Origin of the sequence: Ilumatobacter fluminis (assembly GCF_004364865.1) — a bacterium.
In the GTDB taxonomy this organism is placed as follows: domain Bacteria; phylum Actinomycetota; class Acidimicrobiia; order Acidimicrobiales; family Ilumatobacteraceae; genus Ilumatobacter; species Ilumatobacter fluminis.
Genome location: NZ_SOAU01000001.1, coordinates 2,869,655 through 2,883,578, shown reverse-complemented (window position 1 = coordinate 2,883,578; position 13,924 = coordinate 2,869,655). Strand labels below are relative to the sequence as shown.

The window sequence follows — 13,924 nt, the reverse complement described above, 5'->3', positions numbered from 1 at the left end:
GAACGTCACCAGCCCCGCAGGTCGATCGGCCACCGGTCGATCACCTCGTCGTCGCGGACGAGCCATGCCGCCTCGTGCATGGCCATCGTCGGGTCGACGTGCCCCGGTATCACGGTGGCGCGGTCGCCGACCGACACCGATGTGTGCGGTGCGTACGTCAGGTGTTCGTCGGAGCAGAACCAGACGTCGCCGTCGACGATCGAGGGGTTGCCGTGGTCCATCCCGAGCGCCTTCAGACCGACGTCGGTCACGGCCCACCCGTCGCTGACCGAGATCACGGTGCCGACGACGAACAGCGCCTGTTCGAACGGCAGGCCCTGCTGCCCGTAGTGGGTGTCCATGAGCGCGTAGCTCCCGGCCTGCACCTCGTTGACGCCGGTGTTGCCGTGCAGGTCGAACGTGCCGGTGCCGCCGGCCGACACGATGTCGCCTCCGACGTCGGCGTGCGCCTGGCGCAGCAGCGCCATCGACGCCTCGACCTGCGCCAGCCGGTCGCCCCGCTCGGGCACCATCATCAGGTGGCCCTCGTACCCCATGACACCACGCACCTCGAGCCCGGCGGCACGGGCGTCGTCGGCCAACGACCCGGCCCGCTCGGGTGCCACGCCGCAGCGGGGGAGTCCGACGTTGACGTCGATCAGGCACGATCCGATCCCGTTGTCGGCAGCTGCTCGGATCGTCTCGGCGGAATCGACCGCGACGGTGACCATGACGTCGAGTTCGGCCATCGCTCGCAGTCGTCCGGCATCGACGGTCTCGTTCGCCAGGAGCAGATCGACGCCGACGCCAGCCCGGCCCATGCCGACCACCTCGAGCGGAGTGGCGCACGTGAACGTCGAGTGACCCACCGCCTGCTGCGCGGCGGCCAGTGCCGTGCACTTGTGCGCCTTCACGTGCGGGCGTAGGCGGTCGCCCGGGTGATGCGAGGCCATCGTCGCGAGATTCCGGTCGAAGGCGTCGGCATCGATGACGAGGGCCGGCGTGGCGAGTTCGTTGACGTGCACGGAGCCAGCGTGGCAGACCGTGCGGTGGCTCGACGACCCGCCGTCAGGCGATCGACGAACGTGCGGTGCTGGAGGCGTGCAGCTCGGCGAGATCGCTCAGCCAGGTGCGCAGCTCGATGTAGGTCATCGGAACGGCGATCCCGTACCCCTGCACGACGTCGCAGTCGAGTTCGCGAAGCGCGTGCCACACCATCTGGCTCTCGACACCCTCTGCGACCACGTCGAGGTCGAGTTCGTGCGCCAGCCCGATCAGGGAGGCGACGATCTTCCGGTCGCGATCGCTCGTCAACAATCCCTGGACGAACTCCCGATCGATCTTGACCCGGTCGACGTCGAGCATGCGCAACGTCTGGTACGACGAATAGCCGACCCCGAAGTCGTCGATCGAAATGCGGACGCCCTGGGCGCGCAGCTTGCCGACGGTGTAGCGGGTGCGCTCGGCGTTGCGTGCCAGCGCCCGCTCGGTGATCTCCAGCTCGAGCTGCGACGGCGGGAAACGGGTCTCGGCGAGGATCTCGAACAAGCGGTCGGTGAACATCGGGTCTTCGAGACTTCTCGGCGCCACGTTGACGGCGAGGCGGGTCGTCAGACCGCCCGCCATCAAGCCCTGGGTCGCCGACCGGAGCACCATGTCGGTGATCGGACGAATCAGGTCGGTCTGCTCCGCGAGCCCGATGAACTCATCGGGCGGGATGCGGCCGTACTCGGGATGGTCCCATCGCACGAGGGCCTCGACGGCGTCGACGGTTCCGTCGTGGGTGTGCAACTGGGGCTGGAAGTTGACGTGGAGCTCGTGACGTTCGAGCGCCTGACTGAGATCGCCGAGCAGGTTGGCGCGTCCGTGTTGCGGGAGGTCGACGCAGTCGGCGTGGAGCGAGAACGCCGCACGGGTGCGCTTCGCCTTGTACATGGCAATGTCGGCGGCACGGATGAGCGACGAGCTGGCGATGCCGTCCTCGGGCGCTTGTGACACGCCGATACTCACACCGGCGGTGACCGGAAAGCCCTGGAGCGACAGCGGCGCAACGAGTTCGGCGTGCAACCGGCCGGCGAGGCCGGCGAGATCGGCGTCGTGGTCGGGGACGAGGATTGCGAACTCGTCGCCACCGAGACGTGCCACCGACGAGTTGTCCGGACGCGCCGACTCGAGCCGGTCCGCGAACGCCACCAGGAGAGCGTCACCCATCTGATGACCGAGGCGGTCGTTGACGTCCTTGAAGCCGTTGAGATCCATCAACATCACCACCGCACGGCGTGGTCGTGATTCGAGTGCGTCGTCGACCGCGCTGATGAAGGCCCGACGATTCAACAGGCCGGTGAGCTGGTCGTGTCGTGCTTCGTGGGCTCGCTCGAACGCATGCCGCGTCGACCGCAGTACCAGGATCGTGGTGATGGCGAGCAGCGGCAGCAGGACCGGGTTGAGATCGAGCGCGATCACCCACACCGGGGCGAGCGACAAGAGCGCCCCTTCGGCCGTGACCCGGCTTGCGAGTCCGTGCCGTAGGAGTGCGACGAACGACGTGCGCCGGCGCGCCGATAGCCAGAGTGCCGCCGTGAAGGCGTTGAGGACGACGATCGACACGCCCGCCAGCGCGACGGCGCCGGCCCACGCCCACGACCGGTCGGCGAGTCGGGTCGGTGTGTCCGTCGGGTCGAGTGTCGTGAGGACGAGCCCGGCCGCCGCAAGCGAGAACGCCGTGCTCGCGACGCGCGCGACGACATCGCTCGGGAGCGCGTCGTATCGCACGGCATGGAGCGAGGCGGCGAGCGCGGCGATCCCGATGGTGATCGACGGCGAGCCGAGCAACAACATCGCGAACCCGAACAGCCAGATCGGCGTGACGACACCGATCGGACCGAAGCGGATCCAGGATGCGGGTGTTCGCTCGCAGACGACGAGCGCCACGGCTGCAACCACGAACGCCAGCCAGTCGCCACCGCGGATCGGTGCCGAGATCTCGGTCATCACCTGGACCCAGACGACGCCGAACGCGAGGCCGACGAGCGCCGAGACGGTGACGATCGTTCGGAAGCCCGGTCGGACGAGCGACCCGCCCGGCTCTGTCAGGGTGATCACGACCGGCTCTCCGACACGAACGGACACAGCGATCGAGCGCTCGGCACCGTACGCTGAGCGACGCGCCGACGTAGCCCAATTGGCAGAGGCACGAGGTTTAGGTCCTCGGCAGTGAGAGTTCGAGTCTCTCCGTCGGCACAGTGACGCGTCGAGCCGGGACGCTGTTCCGTGGTCTCCGCGTTGGCGCTCTTCAGCACGGTGTCTCCTCCCGCCCAGGGAGCGGATCCGTGACCGCGCTGCCCGCCCGGCAACGCGGTCACGAACCGCTTGATCAAGTCATCGGTCGGAGCTGAGACGATCTTGAAGAACGGGTGTCCTCGGGTACACCCCCCTGGTGTCGGGTCAGTCGACGGGCAGCCAGGCGAGCGACAGCTGTGCGACCGAGATGTCGGACTTCTCGAGTCCGACGGACAACGTGGTGATCTCCTTGGCAGTCGACATCCAACGGGCGTCGATCTCGGTGATGTCGTCCGCGAGGTCGGCCTCGAGTTCGACGAGGTCCTCCTGGAGCCGGTCGACCTTGTTCTCGGCCGCGTCGAGGCGCTCTTTCGAGGCGTTCGTCCGGCCACGTCGACCGGCTGCGGTTCCGAGCTTGCCCAACATGCTGCTTCGTGACTTGCCGCCGAGCAGGCCGCCGAGCAGCGAACCGGCGGTCGACAGCAGTTCGGAGTTGCGTTTCGAGCTGGCCTGTTCCTCGAGCACGTCGACGCGGTCTTCCGCCGCCTCGATCTGGTCGCGGAGCTTGTCGACCTTGGCCTCGTACTTGTCGCGCAGCTTGGCGATCTCCTCGTCGGCGCGGTCGTTCGCGAGGGTCAGGCATCGTGCCTCGAACGCGTCGGCCTCCTCGCCCGGGCGGCCGTACAGCTTCAGCTCGGTGTTGGCGGGGATCTCGACCTCCATCGTGCGGTACAGATGGTCTTTGAGGTCTCGCTCGATCCCGCTGAAGAACGTCTTGTTGGCCAGTTTCGCATCCGTCATCACGTACACGGGCGACTCGGTCGGCGGCGCCGTTCGGAGGTCTCGCTCGTCGTAGTCGACCGCGACGAGTTGCGTCACGTCGACGTGGTCGTCGAGCGGCGTGATGACGCACTCGAACTCCTCGTCGTGCACCAGATCGGCCTTGGTCTCGTCGTACCGCAGGTTGATCCGGGCGACGACGGCCGCCTGGAGGCGGTTGCCGCGTTCGGACCCACCGACGTCGGCGATCCACGGTGCCGCGACATCGACGTACCGGACGGGGATGCTGTCGGTGACCTCGGGCATGACGGTCGACTCGTCGTCGCCCAGTTCCGGTTCGGCGGCTGCGGGCGTGGCGCTGCCGGCTGCGGCGGCCCCGTCCGCCACGGCAGGAGCCGTCGGGATCGTCGCCGTCGACGTGGCCGCCTCGGCGCGAGCGTCGGCCATGAGCGAACTGATCTGATCTCGTGTCATCGGCCCGCGCAGGTACGACATCGCCCAGCGGGTCGTGAACACCGACGTGGCGTCCTTGCCGGGCACCCGCAGCACGAACTCTCGCTTGCCGAGCCCGGAGATCGTGTCGTCGACCGCCCCGATGTCGACGCCGCCGGCCGCCGACGTCAGCCCCTCGAGCAGACGGGCCTTGTCCCGCTCGGTCGACAGGCGCCCGATCATCCACGTGCCGGCGTTGCTCAGCGCCTTGTAGTCGATGTCGACCGGGTTCTGGGTGCTCAGGACGACCCCGACGCCGAACGCTCGCGCCTGCTTCATCAGCGTCATGATCGGCTTCTTCGTGGGCGGGTTGGCCGTCGGCGGCAGGTAGCCCGCAACCTCGTCCATGTAGAGCATCGCGCGCAGGTCGGTGGTGCCCGATTGGCGACGCATCCACGTGACGAGCTTGCCGAGTACCAGCGAGGTGACGAACTGCCGTTCCTCGTCCGACAGGTGCGCCGTCGTGACGATCGCGCACCGGCCGCGGCCGTTCTCGTCGTAGAGCATCGACTGGATGTCGAGTGACGGGCCCTCGGCCCACGCCGCGAACGACGGGGACGCCAGCAGGCCGTTCAGCTTCATCGCCAAACCCATCCGGTCGTCGGGAGGGAAGAACTGGTCGAGTTCGAACACGCCGAGCTTGCGGATCGGCGGATTGCCGACCATCCCGACCAGCGTCGGCAGATCGAGCGACCGCCCCTGTGACCAAGCGTGGTTGATCAGGTTCGAGAGCAGGATGTGTTCGCGCGAGCTGAGCGGATCGGCGTCGATACCGACGAGCGCGAGGAGTCCGGTGACGTAGCCCTCGATCTCGTCGCCGACGATCTCGGCATCGCTGGTGTCGGCGGGAGCCTCGAGCGAGCCGACGATGTTGACCGGGACGCCGCTCTGCGACCCCGGGGTGTAGATCGTGAAGTCGGTTCGGTCACGGAGCTGCTGGATGTTCTGGGCGGTGAAGCCCCAGCCGAGCAGCCCCTTCGTCCAGAGTTCGGCCTGCGACGCAGCGAACTCGTCGGGCGACTCGCCGGCTGCCGATGCCTGCGCCTCGTCGATCCATGGGCGGAAGTCGGTCGCCTGCAACCCCGGGAACGTGAGGCACAGGTTGGTGAGGTCGCCCTTCGGGTCGATCACGAGCGTCGGGAGACCGGAGGTGAGGACCTCCTCGAGGAGGACGACGCCGAGCCCGGTCTTGCCGGAGCCGGTCATGCCCACGATCACGCCGTGGGTCGTGAACTTGTCGGTGTCGATGCGGATCTCGTCGCCGGTGCGGTCGTGGGTCGCCGGATCGACGACACCACCCAGGAACAGTTCTGCCATGCCAGGGGAGGGTAGTTGCTCGCCCGGACCCCGGCCCCAGAGCCGGTACCGTCTGGCACATGGCGTTCTCCGGGATCCCGCACGACGCGATCGAGTTCTACGAGCAACTCGAGGCCGACAACTCGAAGGCGTTCTGGGAGGCGAACCGCGACCGGTTCAAGCAGGTCGTCCGTGGGCCGGCCGACGAGCTGGCCGCGGCACTCGCCGACTACGGCGACTTCCATCTGTTCAGGCCGCACAACGATCTTCGGTTCTCGAAGAACAAGCCGCCGTACAAGACGCACCAGGGCGCGTACACCGAGTCGGAGGGCGGCGCCGGCTTCTACTTCCACATCTCGGCGCAGGGTCTGATGTGCGGCACCGGCTATTACGCCATGGCCAAGGATCAGCTGGCGCGGTTCCGGTCGGCGGTCGACGCCGACAACACCGGTGCCGAGATCGCCGAGATCGTGTCGTCGTTGAAGAAGCAGCGGTACTCGATCGGCGCGATCTCCGAGCTGAAGACCGCCCCGCGTGGGTTCCCGAAGGATCACCCACGCATCGAACTCATCCGCCGCAAGGGGCTGATGGCCTCAAAGGACTTCGGCGCACCCAAGTGGATCCACACCAAGCAGGCGGCCATTAAGGTCCGCGACACCTGGGACGGTGCTCGGGCACTGAACGACTGGCTCGACGCCCACGTCGGGCCGAGCACCCTCGAACCCGAGGGCTTCTTCGGCTGACGTGTCCGGCGCCGGCTGTTTCGATCACTACTGTCGCCGCGATGTATCGATGCGGGACGGTCGTTCCTCTCAACACTGACGACTCGGACTCGTGAGCGGCTGGCTCGAAGCGCTGCTGCTCGGCCTCGTCGGGCAATCGTCGCTGCTCGTGGCCGGCGTGGCCGTGTGCTGGTTCACCGTGCCGCGCACGATCGTCGGGCTCCTGGCCGGATTCGGCGCCGGTGCGCTGCTGGCGTCGGTGTCGTTCGACCTGTTGGCCGAGACCGACGGCCTCGAACAGTGGGAGGTCGTCGGCCTCATGTTGCTCGGCGCCGCTGTGTTCCTCGGCGGCGATGCGTTCGTCGAGCGCAGGTTCGGGGACGACGGGGAAGCCGGTGCACTCGGGATCGTGGTCGGCTCCGTCGTCGACGGCGTCCCCGAGTCGGTCATCTTCGGCATCCAGGTCGCGGCCGGGGTCCCGATCAGCGTCAGCTTCATGGTCGCCGTCCTGGTGTCGAACTTCCCCCAGGCGATCGCTCCGTCGGCCGACCTGGCGGCGGGCGGTTGGGGCGCGATGCGTCTCGGTCGGCTCTGGGCCGCGGTCGTGGCGGCGTGCGGGGTCGCCGCCCTGCTCGGATACCTCGCTGCCGACGTCAGTTCGTCCGTGACGGGACGAGGCATGGCGGCGCTGGCCGCCGGCGGCATCCTCGCCATGCTCACCGATTCGTTGGTTCCGTTCGCCTACCAGCGAGGCGGCCAACTCGCCGGAGCGGCGACCGTGCTCGGCTTCTGCCTCTCGGCGCTCTGAACACGCCCGTCGACGGTTTCCGTTCCCGGACATCGAGTGCGGCGGCCGTTCATCGCCCATCGCCCATCGTCGGCCTTCGTCGTGCGTCGTTGGGACCTTCGGCCGTCGTGACCGCACGTCGTGCGTGCTTGCATGACAAGCACTCCCGGAGCGTTCCGGAGAGAGTGAGGTTCCGAGATGACCGACCATCCCCCGATCGTGGCCGAGGCGCTGACCGTGCACGGCACGCTCTACCCGGACGAGTACGCCGCACTCATCGAGCACTGGTCGAAGCTCGACCACCGACTCCGTTCGTTCGACCGGCACAGCATCGGCCTCGACCTCCACGTCCACGACCGCGACACATCGAGCCAGCGAGTGATCCTCGAGGCGACGATCCCGGGATTCGCCCCGTTCGTCGCCAAGGACGATTCGCGCGACCTCGGCGCCTCGCTCAACCACGTGCGCGACGAGATGATCCGGCAGTTGGGCGACGCGAAGAACAAGACCGAGCCGCGCAACAACCGCCGGCTCCGCCGGACGGCCCGCCGCAGCTCACCCGACGCGTGAGTCCGGCCGAACGTCGTTGCACCGGCGTCGTTCTTTGACAGACTGTCAAACGTGACGGCAACGACCCCCACCACCGACGAACACCTTGACGCACTCGAGAACCAGTTCGGCCTCGCCGACCGGATCGTCGACGAGCAGGCGTTGGCGAACTCCGTCGAGCGCTTCCGCGAGCGGGGGATCCGACTCCCGACCTTCGCCCAGCTCGCCGACCCGTCGACGTTCTCCCACGACGACCGAGTCGGCGACGCCGACCCGCAGGGGCCAGACGCCCGCAACCTGTGGCGGGTCCACTGGTACAACGACCTCGCGGGAGCGCGCGTGTCGGTACCCGATCATGTGGTCCTGCCGACGGAGCTGACCGGCGTCGAGAGCCCGATCATCGTGGCGTTCGGTGACCGGTTCCCGATGATCACGGCGCACAAGGTGCTCGCCGCCTACGCCTGTCTCGCCCCTCGGGTCGTCACCGGCCAGTTCGATCCCACCCGGCATCGTGCGATCTGGCCGTCGACCGGCAACTACGCCCGGGGCGGCATCGCGATCAGCCGGATCATGGCGAGTCGAGGCGTCGCGATCCTGCCCGAAGGCATGAGCCAGGAACGTTTCGACTGGCTGAACCGGTGGTGCGAGAACCCGGACGAGGACGTCATCCGCACCTACGGCACCGAGTCGAACGTGAAGGAGATCTACGACGCCTGTAACGAGCTCGCCAAGGATCCCGGCAACTTCATCCTCAACCAGTTCTCCGAGTTCGGGAACCACCTGGGCCACTACACGGTCACCGGTCGTGCGCTCGGCCACGTGTTCGAGACCGTGCGCGACGCCAGCGGCCGCGACCTGCGCCTCGCAGCCTTCACCTCGGCGACCGGGTCGGCCGGCACCATCGCCGCCGGCGACCGCCTGAAGGACGACTACGGCAGCAAGATCGTCGCCGTCGAGGCGCTCGAGTGCCCGACGATGCTCGAGAACGGCTACGGCGAGCACAACATCCAGGGCATCGGTGACAAGCACATCCCGCTGATCCACAACGTGATGAACACCGACGTCGTGTGCGCGATCAGCGATGTCGCGACCGACGAGCTCGACGTCGTCTGGAACACCGACGCCGGCCGGGAGTACCTCTCGCGGAAGGGGATCGACGACGGTCTGATCGCCGCCATGGCGCACTTCGGCTTCTCGGCGACGTGCAATGTGCTCGCTGCGATCAAGACGGCCAAGCTGCTCGACCTCGGTCCCGACGACGCGATCGTCACCGTCGCCACCGACGGCGGCGCGATGTACCCGAGCGAGCGCGCCAAGACCATGACGACCCGGTACCGGGGCGAGTTCAGCCACACCGACGCCGCCGAGGCGTTCGGTCAGCACCTCGCCAGCGCCTCGACCGATCACATGATCGACATGTCGGAGGCCGACCGAAGGCGCGTCTTCCAGCTCGGCTACTACACGTGGGTCGAACAGCAGGGAACGCCGTTCGAGCTGTTCGAGGAGCGCCGCCATCAGTCGTTCTGGCAGGGTCTGCGCCGCTACGTCGGCGTGTGGGACGAGATGATCGACTCGTTCAACGAACGACTCGGCTGACGTGCGCTGGCACCGTCGGCTCGACAGCCGGGCCGAGATCGGCCTCGACTGGTGGACCGCGATCTCGTTCATGGTCGGCGCGACCCTGTTCGCACTCGGCTCGTTCCCGCTCTACGCCCAGCGGGTGGCGTCGTCGGCGGTCGGCACGACGTTCTTCGTCGGATCGATCTTCTTCACCGCGGCCGGACTGATGCAGCTCGTCGGGACGGTTCGCGGTGGCGACGCCGTCGAGCCGCCCGGGATGCGACTCGCCGGCCGGGGCCCGCTGTTCTGGGCGGCGACGATCCAGTTCGTCGGCACGGTGCTGTTCAACGTCAGCACGTTCGAGGCAATGAGCGACGGGCTGTCGGCTGCCCAGACCAATCGGCTCGTGTGGGCGCCCGACATGTTCGGGTCGGTCGCATTCCTGCTCGCCGGGTGGTTCGGCTGGACCGCGGTGTGCGGCACGTCGTGGCGGGTCGACCGCGACGATACGGACTGGTGGATGGCGGCGCTGAACGGCGTCGGTGCCATCGTCTTCATGATCTCGGGCATCGCGTCGCTGACGTTGCCCGAAACGGGTGCTGTGCTGAGTCTGACCCTCGTCAACCTCGGGACCTTCGTCGGCGCCGTCTGCTTCTTCGCCGCCGCATTCCTGATGCTGCCCGAGGCCGAGTGATGTCGCCCGCCGCGTCCGCGCTGGTCAGCCCTGCCAGGCGCCCTGCACGTTGACGTTCAGATTGATACGGCCGGTGTCGTAGGTGACGCCGCTCACGTCGTCGAGGCCGAGCCACCCGATGAGCGCATCCATGTCGGCGACCCGCAGGCGGGCGCAGCCCTTGCTGGCGGGGGAGCGCGGCACGTTGTTGGCGCCGTGGATCGCCTGCCCACCATCGAAGTAGAGCGGCTTGTACATGTTGCCGTTGAGGGGGTTGTCCTCGGCGGCCGGGTAGCTGGTGCTGTCGTGCCAACCGCCGTTGTCGCTGGCGGAGTCGTACTTGAACACCCGGCTGCGGTTCTGGGGGCGGGTGTCGAACTCGGCGGTGCCGGTCGAGGTCGGGAAGACGAACTGCAGTCGTTCGGTGCCCTGGCCGACGAACATGATCTGGCACGTCTCGTCGATCAGGACCCACCGTTCGGCCAGCAACGCCGAGGTGAACGGCGTCGGCAGGGTCTCGGTCGACATCAGGAGCTGTTCCTCCTCGCTCCCGGCGACCATGTCGGCCGTGGAGACGGGGAGGCCGGCCGCGAGGCGGAACGCACACAGACGTTGGCGGGTCACCGGACCCGAGATGCCGTCGACGAGCAGTTCGCGGATGCCGTATCCGGCGAACAGCTCGTTCAGTTTGGCCTGCTGCACCTCGACCTCACGCTGCACGAGCACGGCGTTGCGCTCGGTACGGGTCGACCCGTCGATGTCGTTCAGCCCGTTGTCGACGCACACGTCGAGCAGCTGTGCCGGTTCGAGCACATCGGTGTCGAGACCGTTCTCCGCCTTGACCGTGTCGATGTCGACGGTGTCGTCGTCGAACCGGTCGACGATCTCGAGCAGCCCTTCGCCCGGCGCGACCTGGACGACGCAGGCAGCGTCGTAGACGTCGAGCGGGGGGAGCGTCGTCGTGGTCGTGGTGCTGGTGGTTGTGCTCGTCGTGGTGCTGGTGGTCGTGCTCGTCGTCGCCGGCACGGTGGTCGTGGTCGCCGGCACCGTGGTCGTGGTCGCCGGAGCGGTCGACGTCGCGTCAGGGCGCGACGTGTTGGAACCAGCGGTTGCGGTCGGATCGGTGTCGGCCGTCGTCTCGTCGACGACCGGATCGAGGTCGTCGCCCGTCGAGGGCAGCGTCGCCGAACAGCTCGAGAACGCGACGACGACGGCGCCGATGGCGGCGATACGGCGGGTGGTCATATCGCATCGACGCTAGTGGCGCGCCCGTCGGAGGTGGCCGCGGCCCGATGTGACGTTCTCCTCAGGTCGCTCGCCGACGGGGTCGCTACGGTGGACGGTGATGCGGGTGTCGGCCATGTCTCAGCACGAACATCGGACGGCCGCGCACACACGGGGGTGGACGTGATCGCCGGGTGGCGGTGTGCCGTGTGCGGTACCACCGTCGACATCGCCGAACCGTTCACGTGGCGCTGCCCCCGTGCGACGACCGCCGATCCGTACCACGTGCTGCACCTGCTCGACGTCGACGCCTCGATCGTCCCCGACGAACTCGGTGCTGCAGACGACGAGAACCCGTTCCTTCGGTATGGCCCGCGCCTCGCCTGGTGGGCGTTCGCCCGCGCCAACGGCATGACCGTCGATGCGTGTGTCGCCCTGACGAACGAGGTCGCCGGAGCGTTCCGTGTGACCCCGTTCGAGCGTTCGGACGCACTCTCGGCCGACGTCGGCACGGGTGTGTGGGTGAAAGACGAGACGGGCAACGTCGCCGGTTCGCACAAGGCACGTCATCTGGCATCGATCCTGCTCCATCTCAAGGCCGCCGAGCGGCTTCGCATGTCGAAGAACCGACAGCCGCTCGCGATCGCCTCGTGCGGCAACGCCGCCCTCGCCGCGGCGACCCTCGCGGCCGAAGCCGACTGGCCGCTCGACGTCTACGTGCCGACCTGGATGGACGACGCGTTCGGCGAACGTCTCGACGGCCTCGGTGCACGGATCCACCGGTGCGAACGCCGCGACGACGATCCGCCCGGTGATCCGGCGATGCTGCGGTTCCGAGAAGCGCGCGATCAGGGGGCGATCCCGTTCACCGTGCAGGGACCCGAGAACGCCTACTGCCTCGACGGCGGCCGCACCATCGGATGGGAGATCGCTGACCAGGCCGCTGCGGCGGGCGTCGAACTCGACCGGGTCGTGATCCAGGTGGGCGGCGGCGCGTTCGCCGCATCCGTCGGCGCCGGCCTCGGACGCTCGGTCCGGCTCGACACGGTCCAGGCCGAGGGGTGTGCCCCACTGGCCGAGGCATGGGAACGTGCGACCGCGATCGACCAGCCCCACCGCTACTGGTCGCAGGTGATGCGCCCGTGGGCCGACCCGCAGTCGCTCGCCGACGGGATCCTCGACGACGAGACCTATGACTGGATCGCCGACTTCGATGGCATGGTCGAGTCGAACGGCCGCCCGATCGTTGCCGCCGAATCCGACATCGAGCGGGCTCACCGCCTCGCGACCGATGCCGGCTATCGGGTCAGCGCCACCGGGTCGGCGGGGCTCGCCGGCGTACTCACCATCGCCGACGAACTGCACGTGCACGAACACGTCGTCGTCGTGATGTCGGGTGTCGCCCGCTGACCAGGAGGTTCGCGGGCGCCCGTTTCGTCCGAGCTGTGACGGTGATGGCACGCTGGCACGCATGACCCACTCCGACGTCGTCGGTTTCGACCCGATCGCCATCGAACGCTGGCTCCCGACCGCCACGGACGTCACCGGTCCGTTCACCTGGACACGGCTGCCGGGTGGACACTCGAACCTGACGTACCTGCTCACCTCGGCCGACGGTCGCGAGTTGGTGATCCGTCGTCCGCCGCAGGGCGAGCTGCTCCCCAAAGCGCACGACATGTGGCGCGAGTACCGGATCATCGACGGGCTGTGGCCCACCGCCGTTCCCGTCGCCGAACCGATCGCCTACGTCGACGACCGGGAGCTGTGCGAGGTCCACTTCTACGTGATGGGCAAGGTCGACGGCGCGGCGCTGTACTCGGGCGCCGAGGTGCGCGACTGGTTGCCCGAAGCCGCCCGGAAACGGGCCGGCGAATCGTTCATCGACACGCTCGCAGCACTGCACTCGATCGAACCGACCGACGTCGGGCTCGCCGAGCTCGGCCGCCCCGACGGCTACGTCGCCCGCCAGCTCAAGACGTGGTACGGATCGTGGACCGCGTCGGTGCCGTTTGCCGAGCACGACGATCCCCGCGCCCACGAGTTGCACGAGCTGTTCAATGCCAACCTGCCCGAGCAGGGTCCGGCGCGGGTCGTGCACGGCGACTTCGGTCCGCACAACTGCATGTTCTCGCCCGATGGCGAGGTCACGGCCGTGCTCGACTGGGAGATCGCCACGCTCGGCGACCCGCTGGCCGACTTCGCCTATTCCATCAACGCCTGGGTCGAGCCCGGCGATGCGGGCGTCTACGGGGCGGATCCGGCAACGGCACTGCCCGGCTTCCCGAGCCGCGACGACCTCATCGCCCGGTACGCCGAGGCCACCGGCGCCGACCTGTCCGACCTGGCGTTCTACCGTGCGTTCAACGCCTGGAAGACGGCCTGCATCCTCCACGGTGTGTACGCCCGCTACCGAGCCGGTCAGAAGAGCACCGAGGGCGTCGACCTCGACGCCCTGTTCGCACGCATCGGGTTGTCGCTCGACGTCTCCGCCGAGCGCGCCGCCGAGATCTGAACCGGGCGGCGACCGCCACCGGTGCCCGTTCGGGCACACTTGCCGACGTCGGGGCCAATCCGGTGGCTCGC

11 protein-coding genes and 1 tRNA gene are annotated in these 13,924 nt (G+C 68.2%); 8 read left to right on the top strand and 4 right to left on the bottom strand.

The annotated features are described in order from the left end of the window. Positions 1 to 5 precede the first annotated feature (5 nt). On the bottom strand, positions 6 to 1,004 hold the full coding sequence (locus BDK89_RS13070) for an alanine racemase (RefSeq protein WP_133869359.1): 999 nt from the start codon (positions 1,002 to 1,004) through the stop codon (positions 6 to 8). Between the two features lie 43 nt (positions 1,005 to 1,047). After that, the gene (locus BDK89_RS13065) at positions 1,048 to 3,081 is read right to left on the bottom strand and encodes a putative bifunctional diguanylate cyclase/phosphodiesterase (protein ID WP_133869358.1); all 2,034 of its coding nucleotides are present in this window, start codon (positions 3,079 to 3,081) and stop codon (positions 1,048 to 1,050) included. Between the two features lie 64 nt (positions 3,082 to 3,145). On the opposite strand from BDK89_RS13065, the gene BDK89_RS13060 reads away from it, so the two are divergent. Continuing rightward, positions 3,146 to 3,219 (top strand) — tRNA-Leu (locus tag BDK89_RS13060). A 204-nt stretch (positions 3,220 to 3,423) separates the two neighbouring features. Here BDK89_RS13060 and BDK89_RS13055 read toward each other — a convergent pair. Next, entirely contained in the window at positions 3,424 to 5,847 is a 2,424-nt protein-coding gene (locus BDK89_RS13055; RefSeq protein ID WP_133869357.1) for a helicase HerA-like domain-containing protein, read from the bottom strand. A gap of 59 nt (positions 5,848 to 5,906) precedes the next feature. On the opposite strand from BDK89_RS13055, the gene BDK89_RS13050 reads away from it, so the two are divergent. The 5 genes from BDK89_RS13050 (at position 5,907) to BDK89_RS13030 (ending at position 10,138) form a co-directional block, all read left to right on the top strand. Beyond that, on the top strand, positions 5,907 to 6,569 hold the full coding sequence (locus BDK89_RS13050; RefSeq protein ID WP_133869356.1) for a DUF2461 domain-containing protein: 663 nt from the start codon (positions 5,907 to 5,909) through the stop codon (positions 6,567 to 6,569). Between the two features lie 91 nt (positions 6,570 to 6,660). Next, positions 6,661 to 7,356, top strand: a complete 696-nt coding sequence (locus tag BDK89_RS13045) for a ZIP family metal transporter (RefSeq protein ID WP_133869355.1) — start codon at positions 6,661 to 6,663, stop codon at positions 7,354 to 7,356. 177 nt (positions 7,357 to 7,533) lie between these two features. Then, the gene (locus BDK89_RS13040; RefSeq protein ID WP_133869354.1) at positions 7,534 to 7,905 is read left to right on the top strand and encodes a hypothetical protein; all 372 of its coding nucleotides are present in this window, start codon (positions 7,534 to 7,536) and stop codon (positions 7,903 to 7,905) included. Positions 7,906 to 7,956: 51 nt separating this feature from the next. Beyond that, on the top strand, positions 7,957 to 9,480 hold the full coding sequence (locus tag BDK89_RS13035; RefSeq protein WP_243839164.1) for a pyridoxal-phosphate dependent enzyme: 1,524 nt from the start codon (positions 7,957 to 7,959) through the stop codon (positions 9,478 to 9,480). Between the two features lies 1 nt (position 9,481). Next, positions 9,482 to 10,138 carry a hypothetical protein gene (locus BDK89_RS13030; RefSeq protein ID WP_133869353.1) on the top strand — a complete coding sequence of 219 codons (657 nt, stop codon included), beginning with the start codon at positions 9,482 to 9,484 and terminating at the stop codon, positions 10,136 to 10,138. A gap of 24 nt (positions 10,139 to 10,162) precedes the next feature. Here the strand turns inward: BDK89_RS13030 and BDK89_RS13025 are convergent, their stop codons facing one another. Next, positions 10,163 to 11,362, bottom strand: a complete 1,200-nt coding sequence (locus BDK89_RS13025; protein ID WP_133869352.1) for a L,D-transpeptidase — start codon at positions 11,360 to 11,362, stop codon at positions 10,163 to 10,165. Positions 11,363 to 11,524: 162 nt separating this feature from the next. Between BDK89_RS13025 and BDK89_RS13020 the strand changes: the two genes are divergently transcribed. Continuing rightward, complete coding sequence (locus BDK89_RS13020; RefSeq protein ID WP_133869351.1) at positions 11,525 to 12,751, top strand: PLP-dependent lyase/thiolase; 1,227 nt, start codon at positions 11,525 to 11,527, stop codon at positions 12,749 to 12,751. A 61-nt stretch (positions 12,752 to 12,812) separates the two neighbouring features. Further along, positions 12,813 to 13,853 (top strand): phosphotransferase family protein, encoded by a 1,041-nt coding sequence (locus BDK89_RS13015; protein ID WP_133869350.1) that lies wholly within the window; start codon positions 12,813 to 12,815, stop codon positions 13,851 to 13,853. The last annotated feature ends 71 nt before the right edge of the window (positions 13,854 to 13,924 follow it).